Source organism: Pseudomonas thermotolerans DSM 14292, assembly GCF_000364625.1.
Lineage (GTDB): Bacteria > Pseudomonadota > Gammaproteobacteria > Pseudomonadales > Pseudomonadaceae > Aquipseudomonas > Aquipseudomonas thermotolerans.
This window is the reverse complement of the sequence record NZ_KB822608.1, coordinates 69,941-84,329: the sequence shown is the minus strand read 5'-3', so window position 1 is coordinate 84,329 and position 14,389 is coordinate 69,941. Positions and strand designations below refer to the sequence as shown.

Here is a 14,389-nt window from a genome sequence, read left to right as displayed (position 1 = left end):
GCCGGCGAGCCCCGAAACACGCCAGAGGCAGGCGCGGGATCCCCTTCCTTGGGTTCGGAATCGGGCTGTGTCAGGTCTGCGGAAAGGCGCTGCCGGAAGCGACGGCCCCTGCGGACCGCCCGGTGCGCAGGCAGCTGCGGTGAGCAGTGGAAGTGTGGACAGCGGTACTGGCAGGCATGGGTAATTTCCGTCACGCAAAACAACGCGCCCGTCGTCTGACGGCAGCGCCTCGGGGCGCGGCCAGCGGGCCGTGATCAATGGGCGGAAATTCTGCCGGGCAATGCCGACGATGAATAACTAATAATAATGCAGTATTGATGCAATTTTATTGATACGAAAACCGACTCAGGCCAGGCAGAACCACCGCAGCGCTCGCCGGCGTCAGGACGCCGCCGGCAACACCGCGCGCCCGGCCAGCAGACGCAGCAGCAGGTTGAGCAGCATGCCGTAGAGCGGCACGAAGAGCATCAGGCTGATCGCCAGCTTGACCCCGTAGTCGACGCTGGCGATCTCCACCCAGTGCTCGGCCATGAAGGGGTTGCTGCTGTGCCAGAAGGCCACCGAGAAGAACACGAAGGTGTCCAGCAGGTTGCCCAGGGTGATGGCCGCGCTCGGCGCTATCCACCACTGCGGCAGCCTGCGCAGGCGATCGAACACCTGGATGTCGAGCAACTGTCCGCAGACGTAGGCGAGGAAGCTGGCCAGGGAGATACGCAGGACGAAGTCGTTGAACTGGCCGAGGGCCGCCCAGCCGCGGAAGGCGCCCTCCTGGAACAGCACCGAGACCACGTAGGATGCCAGCAGCGCCGGCACCATCACCCGGGCGATCACCTGGCGCGCCGGGCCCTTGCCAAGCAAGCGCACGGTCAGGTCGGTGGCCAGGAAGATGAACGGAAAGCTGAACGCCCCCCAAGTGGTGTGCCAGCCGAACAGGGTGATGGGCAGCTGCACCAGATAGTTGCTGGCGATGATGATCAGGATGTGGAAGGCGATCAGCGCGGCCAGGGCCAGGCGCTGACGGGGGGTGAGTTGCAGGCTCATGGGCGGACCTTTTTGATCGATGGGGTGAGGGAACCCATGCCGGCCGGAACCGGCGGCGCGCCATTCTAGCCGGCCCTGACTGGCTTGGATAGCGCCATGCGGCAGTTTTCTGACCAGAGGGTCAACGAAGCGACATCACCCCGTGCTGATCGCGGTGGACCGGCATCCCGCCCTGTCCATCGCGATGCGCCCTCAGCGCTCGGCCGGGACCCGGAACCAGGCCGCATAGAGCGCCGGAAGGAACAGCAGGGTGAGCGCGGTGGCGACGATCAGGCCGCCCATAATGGCTACCGCCATGGGCCCGAAGAAGATGCTGCGCGACAGCGGGATCATCGCCAGCACCGCGGCCAGGGCGGTCAGCACAATGGGCCGGAAGCGTCGCACCGTGGCCTCGATGATCGCCTGGCGACACTCCAAACCGGCGGCGATGTCCTGCTCGATCTGGTCCACCAGGATCACCGAATTGCGCATGATCATCCCCGCCAGGGCGATGGTGCCGAGCATGGCGACGAAGCCGAAGGGCTTCTGGAACGCCAAGAGGAACAGGGTCACGCCGATCAGCCCGAGAGGCGCGGTGAGGAACACCATGGCCGAGCGCGAGAAGCTCTTCAGCTGCAGCATCAGCAGGCTCAGCACCACCACCACGAACAGCGGCAGGCCGGCGTTCACCGAGCGCTGGCCGCGCGCCGAATCCTCCACGGTGCCGCCGATCTCCAACAGGTAGCCGGAAGGCAGCGCGGCGCGGATCTCGTCGAGGGTCGGGTCGATCTGTCCGACCACTGTGGCCGGCAACTGATCGCCGTAGATGTCGGCGCGAACGGTGACGGTGGGCAGGCGGTTGCGGTGCCAGATGATGCCCTCCTCGAAGCCGTACTCCAGGGTGGCGATCTGCGCCAGCGACACGCTCTTGCCGCTGCCGGTCTGCATCGCCAGGCTCGGCAGCAGGCCCAGCTCGGTGCGCTCCTGCTCGGTGCCGCGCAGAACGATGTCGATCAGCTCGTTGTCTTCGCGATACTGGCTGACCGGGATGCCGGTCAGCGAGCTCTGCAGGAAGCGCGACACATCGGCGGTGCTCACCCCGAGAGCGCGAGCGCGCTCCTGGTCGACGATCAGGCGCACCACCTTGCTGGGCTCCTCCCAGTCGAGGTGGACGTTCACCACGTGGGGGTTCTCGCGCACCTTGTCGGCCACCTTGCGGGCCAGGGCGCGTACCTCATCGATGTGCTCGCCGGAGACGCGGAACTGCACCGGGTAGCCGACCGGTGGGCCGTTCTCCAGCCGCGAGATGCGCGAGCGCACGGTGGGGAACTCCTCCTCCATCAGGCGGATCAGCCAGCTACGGAGCTGTTCGCGCTCCTCGACGCTCTTGGCCAGCACCACGAACTGGGCGAAACTCGCCGCCGGCAGCTGCTGATCGAGCGGCAGGTAGAAACGCGGCGAGCCGGTGCCCACGTAAGCCACGTAGTTGTCGATGCCCGGATGGTCCTTGAGCATCTGCTCCAGGCGCCTGACCTCAGCCTCGGTATTGCGCAGCGAGGCGCCTTCGCCGAGCTTGAGGTCGACCATGAGCTCCAGGCGTCCTGACGGCGGAAAGAACTGCTGCGGCACCAGCCGGAACAGCAGCAGCGAGGCGACGAAGGCCAGGAGGGTCAGGAGAATCACCGTCTTGCGGCGCCGCACGCACCACTCCACCAGACCGCGGAAGCGCTGGTAGAAGGGCGTCGCGTAGGGATCGTGAGCCTGCCCGGCGCCGTGCTTGCCGGCATGCTGCTTGGCCAGGTCGGGCAGCAGTCGGTCGCCCAGGTAGGGCACGAAGACCACCGCGGCGATCCACGACAGCAGCAGGGCGATGGTCACTACTTGGAAGATCGAGCGGGTGTATTCGCCGGTGCCCGACTGCGCGGTGGCGATCGGCAGGAAGCCGGCGGCGGTGATCAGGGTGCCGGTAAGCATCGGGAAGGCGGTGCTGGTCCAGGCGAAGCTGGCTGCGCGGAAGCGGTCGAAGCCCTGCTCCATCTTGATGGCCATCATCTCCACGGCGATGATGGCGTCGTCCACCAGCAGACCGAGGGCGAGCACCAGGGCGCCGAGGGAGATCTTGTGCAGGCCGATGCCGAAGTAGTGCATGGCGGCGAAGGTCATCGCCAGCACCAGGGGGATCGACAGCGCCACCACCAGGCCGGTGCGCAGGCCGAGGGAGAAGAAGCTCACCAGCAGGACGATCACCAGCGCCTCGGCGAGCACCCGAACGAACTCGCCGACGCCCATCTTCACCGCCGCCGGCTGGTCGGACACCTTGCGCAGTTGCATGCCGGCCGGCAGGGTTTCCTGCAGGCGGGCGAACTCCTGCTCCAGGGCCTTGCCGAGCACCAGGATGTCGCCGCCCTGCTTCATGGACACCGCGATGCCCAGGGCGTCCTCGCCCATGAAGCGCATGCGCGGCGCCGGCGGGTCGTTGAAACCGCGGTACACCTCGGCCACGTCACCGATGCGGAAGGTGCGGTCGCCGACACGGATCGGGAAGTCGCGGATCTCCTTCACCGAGTCGAACTTGCCGCTGACCCGCAGCTGCACGCGGTCGCTGGCGGTCTCGAAGAAGCCGGCGGAGGCCACCGCGTTCTGTTCCTCGAGAGCCTGCTGCACGGCCGCCAGGGGCAGACCGAGGGTGGCCAGCTTGGTGTTGGACAGCTCGATCCACACCTTCTCTTCCTGCAACCCGATCAGCTCCACCTTGCCGACGTCCTTGACCCGCTGCAGCTGCAGCTGGATGCGGTCGGCGTAGTCCTTGAGCACCGCGTAGTCGAAGCCCTCGCCGGTCAGCGCGTAGATGTTGCCGAAGGTGGTACCGAACTCGTCGTTGAAGAACGGCCCCTGGATGCCCGGCGGCAGGGTGTGGCGGATGTCGCCAATCTTCTTGCGCACCTGGTACCAGAGCTCGGGAATCTCCGCCGAGCGCATGGAGTCGCGGGCAATGAAGGTCACCTGGGAGACGCCGGGCCGCGAGAAGGACACGATACGGTCGTACTCGCCGGTCTCCATCAGCTTCTTCTCGATGCGCTCGGTGACCTGGCGGGACACCTCCTCGGCGCTCGCCCCCGGCCAGTTGGTCTGCACCACCATGGCCTTGAAGGTGAACGGTGGGTCCTCGCTCTGCCCCAGCTTGGTGTAGGAAATGGCCCCGACGATGCCAAGCAGCAGCATCAGGTAGAGGACGATCTGGCGGTTCTTCAGCGCCCAGGCGGAGAGATTGAAGTTCACCGCACGTCACTCCTTGGCCTTGGCCAGCACCTTGACCACTCGGTTGGCGCGGTCCACCGGACGCACCTCCTGACCGTCGCGCAGCACCTGCACGCCGGCGGCGACCACCCAGTCCTCGGGTTTCAGCCCCTCCAGCACCGGCACCCGCTCCTCGCCGTAGGGACCGATGCGCACCGGGGTACGTCTGATCGTGGAGGTGTGCGGGTCCAGCACCCACACGAAGGGCACGCCGGCTTCGGCGGTCAGCGCGGAGAGCGGCACTGACAGCGGCGCCGCGCCGTTCACCTGGACGAATACCCGGGCGCTCTGCCCCAGCTCGGCGGGCACCTCGGCGTCCGCGAAGGAGACCCGTGCGGCATAGGTGCGCGACTGCGGATCGGCGGCCGGCGACAGCTCGCGGATGCGGCCGGGGAAGCGCTTGCCGGGCTGCGACCAGAGCTCCACGGAGACCTCCTGGCCGATGCGGAAGCGCTCGATGGAATGCTCCGGCAGGCTGATCAGCACCTCGCGCTCGCCGTCGGCGGCCAGGGTGAAGACCCGCTGACCGGCAGCCACCACCTGCCCCACCTCGGCGTACCGCGAGACGATCACCCCGCTGGCAGGGGCACGCAGCACCGCGTAACCGGCCTGGTTGCTGGCCACGTCGAACTCGGCGCGGGCCTGCTTGAGGCGCGCTTCACCGGCGCGGTACTGGTTCTCCACGTTGTCGAACTGCGAGCGGCTGATCAGGTGGCGCTCCAGCAGGGCCTGGTAGCGTTCACGCTCGGCGCGCACCAGACGCAGGTTGGCCTCGGCGGCCGCCACCTGGGCGCGCGCCGCCTCCAGCTGCAGACGCACGTCCTCCGGGTCCAGCTCGGCCAGCGGCTGGTCCTGCTTCACCCGCGCCCCGCTGTCCACCAGGCGCTTGACGATCTTGCCGCCGATGCGGAAGGCCAGCTCCGACTCGAGGCGCGCACGCACCTCGCCTGGGAACGCCTCGACCGACTCCACGGCGGGCTCCGGCTGGACGACCATGACCGGACGCACGGATTTCTGGATCTGATCGCCGTTGCCGCAGGCGGCGAGGAGCAGGGCAAGGGCTAGTGGCAGGGTGCGAGGCAAAGCATGACGCGACATGATGGCTGACCTTTCGCCGGTGAAGCCTGAATATTTATACTGGCGGGTATAGTAAAAATAGAGAACTGACCAGTCCAGTATTATCGAGGGCAAGCGGTACCCAAATGTCTGACCCGTCATTGCAAGCCAACGGTCCCGGTCGCCCGAAGGATCCCGCCAAGCGCCGCGCCATTCTTGAGGCGGCCAAGTCCCTGTTCCTGCGCAACGGCTACGAAGGCAGCAGCATGGACGCCATCGCCGCCGAGGCGGGAGTCTCCAAGCTCACCGTGTACAGCCATTTCACCGACAAGGAGACGCTATTCGCCGCGGCGGTCAAGGCCAAGTGCGAGGAGCTGATGCCGGAGCTGCTGTTCGAGCTGGGCGACGAGGTGCCGGTGGAGACGGTGCTGCTGAACATCGGCCGCGCCTTCCACACCCTGATCTGCAGCCGCGAGTCCATCGCCTTGCACCGCCTGATGATGTCCCTGGCGGCACAGGACGCCAAGCTGGCCAACATCTTCTATCACTCCGGCCCGCAGCAGCTGCTCGACGAGATGAGCGACCTGCTCGATCAGGTGCGTCGCCGCGGCCTGCTAGCCATCGACGAGCCGCGCCACGCCGCCGAGCACTTCTTCTGTCTGATCAAGGGCGGCCACAACTTCCGTCTGCTGTGCGGCTGCGCCGAGCCGATGAGCCCGGACGACGCCGAAGCCCACGTGCGCGAGGTAGTGGAGCTGTTCATCCGCGCCTACCGGCCCTGAGCGCAGGAACGGCGCCTCAGGCCTGCAGCTTGCGCAGCGGATAGATGTCGTAGCGGCTGGACTTGCCATCCAGACTGTATCCCGGCTTCGCCCCCGCGATGGCCGGCGCCTTGCGCGAGCGCTTGACCACCACCCGGTGGCTGGCCAGGGCCAGGGCGGCCTCGAGCAGCGCCGGGGCGTCCAGATCGTCACCCACCAGCGGGCGGAACAGACGCATCTCCTTCTTCACCAGGGCGCTCTTGTCGCGGTGCGGGAACATGGGATCGAGGTAGATCACCTGTGGCGCCTCCCCTGCCCAGGCCTGCATGAGCCGGATGGCGTCGCCGGAGAGCAGGCGCATGCGCGCCACTATGGGGCCCACCTCCGCATCACTGGCGGCGCGGGCCAGACCGTCCTCGAGGAGCGCAGCGATGATCGGCTGACGCTCGATCAGGGTCAGCTCGCAGCCCAGGCTGGCCAGCACGAAGGCGTCGCGGCCCAGGCCGGCGGTAGCGTCCAGCACCCGCGGGCGCACCCCCGACTGCACGCCTACCGCCTTGGCGATCATCTGCCCACTGCCGCCACCGAACCTACGGCGGTGCGCCACCGCGCCGCCGACGAAGTCCACGCGCACCGGCCCGGGCGCCTGGGGCCCCAGTTCCACCAGCTGCAGGCCCTCGTCACCGAGCTGCAGGGCGAACTCTGCCTCGCCGTCCAGCGGCAGACCGAGACGCGCGGCCCACTGCTCGGCGGCGGCACGGTAGACGGGAGCGAGGGGCTGGACGAGGATACGCGGTGCGGAAGCGATCATGGGCGTGGCGGATTTGGCAAAGCCGCGATTCTAACCCGCCGCCGCCAGGCCGCGGGAGCAATCCGCACTAGAGCAGGCCCAACTGCTCGCGGGCCGGGCGCAAGGTTTCCAGTGCCGGCAGGCCGGGCAGACGTTCGCGCAGCAGGGCGTGGAAACGCAGCGCCTGCTCGGCGGCCAGGTGATTGTCCGGGGTGTGCAGGAACACGTAGGGCGTGCGCCCGGCTTCGATCCAGGCCGCGACCTTGTCCAGCCAAGGGGCAAGGTAGGCGGCGTTGGCATCCAGGTCCGGGCCGCCGATGAAGCGCACCTGCGGAGAGGAAGTGAACGCCGCCGGGCGCACCGGCACCCGCGGCTTCTTGGCCTGGGCATGGAGCACCGCCGGATCGCTCGCGCGGCAGGCGAACAGCGCCCGGGCATCCAGGCAGATGCGCTCGACGCCGCGGGCATGCAGCAGACGATTGAGCGCCCGTTCCTCCTCGCCCCTGGCGAAGAACGCCGGATGGCGCACTTCCACGGCGATCCGCCGCTCGGAGAAGGCCTCCAGCCAGGCGGTCAGTTCGGCGAGGCGCGGCGGCCCGAAGCTGGCCGGCAGCTGCAACCAGAGTGGCGCCAGCCGCTCGCCCAGAGGCGCCAGCAGATCGAGGAAGGCCTGGCTGGCCTCCAGCTGATCGCGCAGGTCGCCGCCATGGCTGATGTCCCGCGGCAGCTTGGCGCAGAAGCGGAAGCCGGCCGGCATGGTCTGCGCCCAACGCTGCACCGTGGCCGGCGACGGGCGGGCGTAGAAGGTGGTATTGCCCTCCACGCAGTTGAACACCCGCACATAGTGCTCGAGGGTTTCCGCCGGACGGACGTCGACGGGATAGAAGCCGCCGCGCCAGGCCGGTTCGTTCCAGGACGGACAGCCGAGGTAGTAGGGCAGCACCGGACTCAGGCGTAGAGATCCAGCCCCAGCACCTCCAGGGCATCGGGGTCCGCAGCCAGGCTGGCGGTACTGGCGTAGCTGGCCAGGGCCTGGGCCGCGTAGCTGTTGAGCGCCGGTCGGTAGGGGGTGGTCAGCTCGGCCAGGGAGCCGGGCCGCGCGCTGCCGGGCGGGGCGACGCGGGACGGCTGGCTGGCAGGGTTCGCCTCGCGGGGCGCGGCGCCGCTCCCTACCATCTCGCGATATGGGGGGACCTCCGATCCTGGGCGGACGGCGCGATCCAGCGAGTAGGTGGTGGACGGGAAACCGTTGATGCGCATCGGGCAATCCGGAAGCGGAAACTGTCAGGTATGGATGACTGGTCAATCTAGCCAAGGGGCCAGGCGCAGGCAATCGCCGGCGAGCATTTCCGCTGCGGCTCAGCTGCCCTTGGGCGTGGCCACCTGGTCGCGCAGATAGACCGGCTGGGCCTGCTCGGCGCTCACCGCCTCGCCGCGCGCCCAGGCGAAACCGGCCAGTGCCAGCACGTCCTCGGCGTGGGGCAGCAGGCTGCCGTCCTGGCCGGTCACCGGCACCGCCAGACGCGCGGCATAGCTGCCCCAGCCGGTGCCGGCGCCGAACCAGTCACCCGCCGCGCCGCGCGGCAATGCGGCCCGCTCCGGCGGCAGCACCGCCTCGGCACCGAGCAGGCGCATCTCGCCGGCCTCGGCCTGATAGCAGCCCCAGTAGACCTCGTCCATCCGCGCGTCGATGGCCGCCGCCACCTGCTGCACGCCGCGCTCGCGCAGCGCCCGCTGGGCCAGCGCGGCGAGGTTGGAGACCGGCAGTACCGGGCGCTCCAGACCGAAGGCTAGGCCCTGCACCACGCCGATGGCGATGCGCACCCCGGTGAAGGCCCCCGGACCGCGGCCGAAGGCGATGGCGTCCAGGGCGCTCAGACCGACGCCGGCCTCGGCCAGCAGGGCCTTGACCATCGGTAGCAGGCGCTGGGCGTGTAGGCGCGGAATCACCTCGTAGTGGCTGAGTACCCGCCCCTCGTGCAGGAGCGCGACGGAACAGGCTTCGGTGGCGGTATCCAGGGCCAGCAGGGTGGTCATGCGATTCGTTCGGACAAGCGGGATGGGGCGGGCATTAAAACGGTTTGCAGCGCTTTTTGCCAGCCGCGCCGCCCTCCCCGGCCCACCGCCTGACCGGATTTCCCTGTCCCGGAAACGACGACGGCCCGCCAGAGCGGGCCGTCGACAGGCGGGACGCAGCCGGACTCAGCTCAGCGCGGCCAGCACCCGGGCAGTGATTTCCTCGACGCTGCCGATGCCGGAGATCGAGCTGTACTTCGGGGTGCCTTCGCTGGCGGCGAGCTTCTGGTAGAAGTCGACCAGCGGCTTGGTCTGCGAGTGGTAGACCGACAGACGGTGACGCACGGTCTCTTCCTTGTCGTCGTCGCGCTGGATCAGGTCCTCGCCGGTTTCGTCGTCCTTGCCGGCCACCTTCGGCGGATTGTGCTCGACGTGGTAGACGCGACCGGAAGCGGGATGCACGCGGCGACCGGCGATGCGCTTGACGATCTCCTCGTCGTCCACGGCGATCTCCACCACGTGATCGATGGTCACCCCAGCCTCGCGCAGGGCCTCGGCCTGCGGGATGGTGCGCGGGAAACCGTCGAACAGGAAACCGTTGGCGCAGTCGGGCTGGGCGATGCGCTCCTTGACCAGATTGATGATCAGGTCGTCGGAGACCAGGCCGCCGCTTTCCATCACGCTCTTGGCCTTCAGGCCCAGCTCGGTGCCGGCCTTGACCGCGGCGCGCAGCATGTCGCCAGTGGAAATTTGCGGAATGCCGAACTTCTTGGTGATGAAGCCAGCCTGAGTGCCTTTGCCGGCTCCGGGCGCCCCTAGCAGAATCACGCGCATTGATGTGCTCCTCAAGAGTAATTATTCGGTCGTCGGACTCGCCTCGTGGGGCTCATCTCAATAGGCCTCCGGTTGTGCCGGGGTGCCAGAAGGGCTGCTCAAGATACACAGCACCCCCAGCCTGCACAAGCAGCCGAAAGTCGGAACGGACAGGCCCCTAACCGGTGTTGCGCAGCCCCGCGGCAATGCCCGCGACGCTCACCAGGAGGGCCTGCTCCAGGGGCTCTCCCGGACGACTTTCTGACCGTCTGGACCGCGCCAGAAGCTCCACCTGGAGCAGGTGCAGCGGGTCCAGGTAGGCATTGCGGACAGCGATCGACTGACGGGTCAGCGGACTCTGCTCGAGCAGCTGCGACTGACCGGTCAGAGCCAATACCGCACTAAAGACCTGCGACAATAGGTCGCGCAAATGACGCCCCAGCGGTCGCAGTTCCTCCGCGACCAAACGCCGGTCGTAGAGCTCGGCGATTTGCGGGTCGGCCTTGGCCAGGACCATCTCCAGCATGTCGATGCGTGCGCGGAAGAACGGCCAGTGCGCGCGCATTTCCGCCAGCAGCGCCTGCTCGCCGCGCTCCAAAGCCCTGCCCAGAGCCCGCTCCCAGCCCAGCCAGGCCGGCAGCATCAGGCGCATCTGGGTCCAGGCGAAGATCCAGGGGATCGCCCGCAGGCTTTCCACGCCGCCCTCCCGGCGCCGCGCCGGCCGGCTGCCCAGGGGCAGGCGACCGAGCTCCAGCTCCGGGGTCGCCTGGCGGAAGTAGGCGACGAACTGCGGGTGCTCGCGCACCACCTCACGATAGGCGCTCAGTCCGTCGGCGGCCAGGCGCTCCATCAGCGCGCGCCACTGCGCCTTCGGTGCCGGCGGCGGCGACAGGGTGGCCTCCAGAACGGCGGCCAGGTAGAGGTTGAGGTTCTGCTCGGCGATGGCCGGCAGACCGAACTTGAAACGGATCATCTCGCCCTGCTCGGTGGTGCGGAAGCGCCCGACCACCGAGCCCGGCGGCTGGGAGAGGATGGCCGCGTGGGCCGGCCCGCCGCCACGTCCCACGGTACCGCCACGACCGTGGAACAGCAGGAGCTCGACACCCTGCCGCCGGCAGACCTCCACCAGATCCTCCTGAGCACGGTACTGGGCCCAGGCCGCCGCGCAGGTGCCGGCGTCCTTGGCCGAGTCGGAGTAGCCGATCATCACCTCCTGCGGACCGTGCAGGCGCTCGCGGTAGCCCGGCAGGGCGAGCAGTTGGTCGACCACCGGGCCAGCCCGTTCCAGATCCTCCAGGGTCTCGAACAGCGGCACCACACGCAACGGTCGCTGCAGCCCAGCCTCCTTGAGCAGCAACTGCACCGCCAGCACATCGGAGGGCGCACCGGCCATGGAGATCACGTACGAACCCAGGGACGCAGCCGGCGCGGCCGCCACCACTCGGCAGGTGGCGAGCACCTCGGCGGTGTCTGGCGAGGGCCGGTAATGGGCCGGCAGGAGCGGCCGGCGGCTGTCCAGCTCGCGGAGCAGAAAGGCGATGCGGGTTTCCTCGTCCCAGGCGGCGTAGTGGCCGAGGCCCAGGTAGGCGGTTATCTCCTCCAGCGCCGCGGTGTGCCGGACGGCGTCCTGGCGGATGTCCAGGCGCACCAGAAACAGCCCGAAGGTGGCGGCGCGGCGCAGGCAGTCGAGCAGCGCGCCATCGGCGATCACCCCCATGCCGCAGGCGTGCAGGGAGTGATAGCAGAGCTCCAGCGGTTCCTGCAGCTCGCGGTTGTCGTGGAGCACCTCAGGGCCCGGCGGCAGCTCCTGCTCCAGCGCCGCCTCGGCCCAGGCGCGGGTGGCGCGCAGGCGCTCGCGCAGTTGCTTGAGCAGAGCCCGGTAGGGTTCCGGATGCACGCCGACGCGCAAGCGAAGCTCCTCGCTGGCCTGCTGCATGGACAGTGCCGCGGCCAGGGCATCGACGTCGCGCAGGTAGAGGTCGGCGGCCATCCAGCGCGCCAGCAGCAGCACTTCGCGGGTCACCGCGGCGGTGACGTTGGGGTTGCCATCGCGATCGCCGCCCATCCAGGAAGCGAAGCGCAACGGCGCGGCGTGCAGTGGTAGGCGCTGGCCGGTGGCGGCCTGCAGGGCCTCGTCGACCCCGCGCAGGAAGGCCGGCACCGCCTCCCAGAGTGAATGCTCGATCACCGCGAAGCCCCATTTCGCCTCGTCCACCGGAGTCGGCCGGCTACGCCGGATTTCCTCGGTGTGCCAGGCCTCGGCGATCAGCCGGCGCAGGCGCTCGCGGATGCGCTGCCGCTCGCGGGGGCTGAGGTCGCTGTGATCCAGGGCGGCCAGCTGGGCGGCGATGGCGTCGTACTTCTGGATCAAGGTGCGGCGGGCGACTTCGGTGGGGTGGGCGGTGAGCACCAGCTCGATGTCCAGTGCGGCGAGCTGGCGGGCCAAGGCCTCGGGAGCGTGGCCGTCAGCGAGCAGACGGGCGAGCAGATCGGGGAGCACCCGCGCCTCGAAAGGCTCCGGCTCGTCGGGACGCAGGCGGCGCACCCGGTGATACTGCTCGGCTATGTTGGCCAGGTTGAGGAACTGGTTGAAGGCGCGCGCCACCGGCAGCAGCTCGTCCTCGGCCAGACCATCCAGCTCGTCGGCCAGCTGCTCGGCGCCGGCGGCGGAGCCCTGGCGGGCACGCTTGGCGCCCTGGCGGATGCGCTCGATCCTGTCGAACAGTGCGGCACCGTGCTGGGCACGGATGCAGTCGCCCAGCAGTTCGCCGAGCAGGTGAACCTCTTCGCGCAGACGTACGTCGATTTCCGTCATGACCACCCTCCACTGCCGCCTCGATCAAGAGTGGCCCAGCGCGCCCAGTTCTTACAAGCGCGCGACAGAGCGGGCGGCGCGCGCGGCACGGCGGTCTAGGCTGAAGACAGGCGGGATGGAACAGGGAGCCGCCGGGGTTCGGAAGGCACGCACGGAATCAGCGCCTGCGGGCGCAACAGAGGTAGCCATGAAGATCCGCGAACTGATTCGCCACTGGGAACAGAGCGCCAAGGGCCGCATGACGCACACCACCTATGCGGTGCACCTTGATCTGGAGTCGGCCGCCCGGCTCGCGGCGCTGGCCGAGATGTATCCGCGGCGCAACGTCGAGGAACTGCTCAGCGAGCTGGTTTGCGCCGCGCTGGACGAGCTGGAGGCCAGCCTGCCCTACGTGAAGGGCAGCCAGGTGGTGGCCTTCGACGAGATGGGCGACCCCCTCTACGAGGACATCGGCCCGACACCGCGCTTCCTCGCCCTGTCGCGCAAGTACCTGCAGGAGCTCAGCCAGCAGCGGGACAGCACCAACCACTGAAGCGCAACCCGCGGCCGGGGAGTTTCAGCGGATTTCCTGGGGCGTTTCCTGGCCGGCGCAGCGCACGGCCCTCTTGCGCTCGTCCACCAGCACGCCGGAGAGGCCCTTCTGCTGGCTGTCGAACAGCACCAGCACACCGTCGATGCACATCGCCACCTGGCGCGCCGGCTCCAAGGCCAGCTTCACGTCCTCGCCCGGAATGGTCTTGAGCATGGTGAACTCGGCGAGCAGGCGGGCATCCTCGGGCTTGGCGAAGTGCAGGTAGCCGTAGTACCAGAGCGAGCCGACCGTGACGATCACACTGGCCACGGCGGTGAGGATACAGGGAATGAGATTGCGTTCTTCACTCATTGCGGGTTCTCGGGGTTGGGGAGCTCGGCCAGCCGCCGCAGGCCGGCGAAGCCCTGCGGATCCTCGAGGAAGCGCAGCATCACCTCGCGCCACACCGGCTCGGCGAAGGTCTGCACGTGACCACCGCGGGTCGGCTGGAATGCCCGTGGCGGGGGCGCAGCTTGATACAAGCGCACGCCGTTGGAAAGGGGCACCACCTGGTCGTCGAGGCTGTGATAGATCAGCAGCGGCACGCCCTTTAGCTGGCGGATCGAGCGGATGGCGCTGTCGCCGTCCGGCACCAGCCAGCTCAGCGGCACCTGCAGCGGCCAGGTGAGCCAGGCGTTGCCCAGCGCGTAGCGGGCCACCTCGCGGTAGCTGGCCGGCACGCCGTCGAGCACCAGGGCGCTCAGCCTTTCGTAGCGCTGCGGGTGCCCGGCCAGGTAGTGCACCGCCAGGGCACCGCCGATGCTCTGTCCGAGCAGGATCAGCGGCTTGCCCTGCACCTCCGGCGCCTGCTCCAGCCAGGCGAAGGCCGCGTCTATGTCCTGGTACAGCTCGGGCAGCGCCGGGTCGCCGGCGGACAGTCCGTAGCCGCGGTAGTCGAGCATCAGCACCTGGTAGCCCTGCTCCGGCAGCCACCAGCTGCCGCCCAGGTGACTGGCCAGGTTGCCGCCGTTGCCGTGCAGGTGCAGCACCGTGCCGTTGACCGCCACACCGGCCCTGGCCGGCAGCCACCAGGCGTGCAGGCGGGTGCCATCGGCGGCGCGCAGCTCCAGATCGCGGTACTCCAGGCCGGCGCGCTGCGGGGTGAAGGGCAGCCCCGGCTGGGGATAGAACAGCAGCCGGCTGCAGCCGCCCAGGCCGAGCAGCAGGCCGAGCAGCAGCGGCGCGAACGTCCCGAATATCTTCCCTGGCTGGCTGTACATGGGCTTCCCTTGGGGCACTGCGAGCGGCAA

At 68.8% G+C, this 14,389-nt stretch carries 13 protein-coding genes; 2 read left to right on the top strand and 11 right to left on the bottom strand.

Translation table 11 applies throughout. The features are described from left to right. Positions 1-381 precede the first annotated feature (381 nt). From H165_RS0109420 to H165_RS0109410, 3 genes are all read right to left on the bottom strand, one after another. Complete coding sequence (locus H165_RS0109420; RefSeq protein ID WP_017938686.1) at positions 382-1,041, bottom strand: 7-cyano-7-deazaguanine/7-aminomethyl-7-deazaguanine transporter; 660 nt, start codon at positions 1,039-1,041, stop codon at positions 382-384. Positions 1,042-1,233: 192 nt separating this feature from the next. Beyond that, on the bottom strand, positions 1,234-4,299 hold the full coding sequence (locus H165_RS0109415; protein WP_017938685.1) for an efflux RND transporter permease subunit: 3,066 nt from the start codon (positions 4,297-4,299) through the stop codon (positions 1,234-1,236). A 6-nt stretch (positions 4,300-4,305) separates the two neighbouring features. Continuing rightward, positions 4,306-5,415, bottom strand: coding sequence for an efflux RND transporter periplasmic adaptor subunit (locus tag H165_RS0109410; protein WP_026146505.1), 1,110 nt, complete (start codon positions 5,413-5,415; stop codon positions 4,306-4,308). Positions 5,416-5,519: 104 nt separating this feature from the next. Between H165_RS0109410 and H165_RS0109405 the strand changes: the two genes are divergently transcribed. After that, entirely contained in the window at positions 5,520-6,155 is a 636-nt protein-coding gene (locus H165_RS0109405) for a TetR/AcrR family transcriptional regulator (RefSeq protein WP_026146504.1), read from the top strand. A gap of 16 nt (positions 6,156-6,171) precedes the next feature. Here the strand turns inward: H165_RS0109405 and H165_RS0109400 are convergent, their stop codons facing one another. From H165_RS0109400 to ppc, 6 genes are all read right to left on the bottom strand, one after another. After that, positions 6,172-6,945 carry a class I SAM-dependent methyltransferase gene (locus H165_RS0109400; RefSeq protein ID WP_017938682.1) on the bottom strand — a complete coding sequence of 258 codons (774 nt, stop codon included), beginning with the start codon at positions 6,943-6,945 and terminating at the stop codon, positions 6,172-6,174. A gap of 67 nt (positions 6,946-7,012) precedes the next feature. Further along, positions 7,013-7,867 (bottom strand): DUF72 domain-containing protein, encoded by an 855-nt coding sequence (locus H165_RS0109395; RefSeq protein ID WP_017938681.1) that lies wholly within the window; start codon positions 7,865-7,867, stop codon positions 7,013-7,015. A 5-nt stretch (positions 7,868-7,872) separates the two neighbouring features. Next, positions 7,873-8,184, bottom strand: coding sequence for a hypothetical protein (locus H165_RS0109390; protein ID WP_017938680.1), 312 nt, complete (start codon positions 8,182-8,184; stop codon positions 7,873-7,875). Between the two features lie 99 nt (positions 8,185-8,283). Continuing rightward, complete coding sequence (gene tsaB / locus H165_RS0109385; protein WP_017938679.1) at positions 8,284-8,961, bottom strand: tRNA (adenosine(37)-N6)-threonylcarbamoyltransferase complex dimerization subunit type 1 TsaB; 678 nt, start codon at positions 8,959-8,961, stop codon at positions 8,284-8,286. Between the two features lie 165 nt (positions 8,962-9,126). Then, positions 9,127-9,774 (bottom strand): adenylate kinase, encoded by a 648-nt coding sequence (gene adk / locus H165_RS0109380; RefSeq protein ID WP_017938678.1) that lies wholly within the window; start codon positions 9,772-9,774, stop codon positions 9,127-9,129. A gap of 157 nt (positions 9,775-9,931) precedes the next feature. Beyond that, positions 9,932-12,568, bottom strand: coding sequence for a phosphoenolpyruvate carboxylase (gene ppc / locus H165_RS0109375; RefSeq protein ID WP_017938677.1), 2,637 nt, complete (start codon positions 12,566-12,568; stop codon positions 9,932-9,934). Between the two features lie 187 nt (positions 12,569-12,755). Here ppc and H165_RS0109370 point away from each other — a divergent pair, with 187 nt between their 5' ends. Continuing rightward, positions 12,756-13,100 (top strand): hypothetical protein, encoded by a 345-nt coding sequence (locus H165_RS0109370; RefSeq protein WP_017938676.1) that lies wholly within the window; start codon positions 12,756-12,758, stop codon positions 13,098-13,100. Between the two features lie 24 nt (positions 13,101-13,124). On the opposite strand, the gene H165_RS0109365 is transcribed toward H165_RS0109370, so the two are convergent. Both H165_RS0109365 and H165_RS0109360 read right to left on the bottom strand, forming a co-directional pair. After that, the gene (locus H165_RS0109365; RefSeq protein ID WP_017938675.1) at positions 13,125-13,451 is read right to left on the bottom strand and encodes a PA3694 family proteiin; all 327 of its coding nucleotides are present in this window, start codon (positions 13,449-13,451) and stop codon (positions 13,125-13,127) included. Continuing rightward, entirely contained in the window at positions 13,448-14,359 is a 912-nt protein-coding gene (locus tag H165_RS0109360) for an alpha/beta hydrolase (RefSeq protein ID WP_017938674.1), read from the bottom strand. Before H165_RS0109360 ends, H165_RS0109365 begins: the two co-directional genes overlap by 4 nt. Positions 14,360-14,389: the final 30 nt, after the last annotated feature.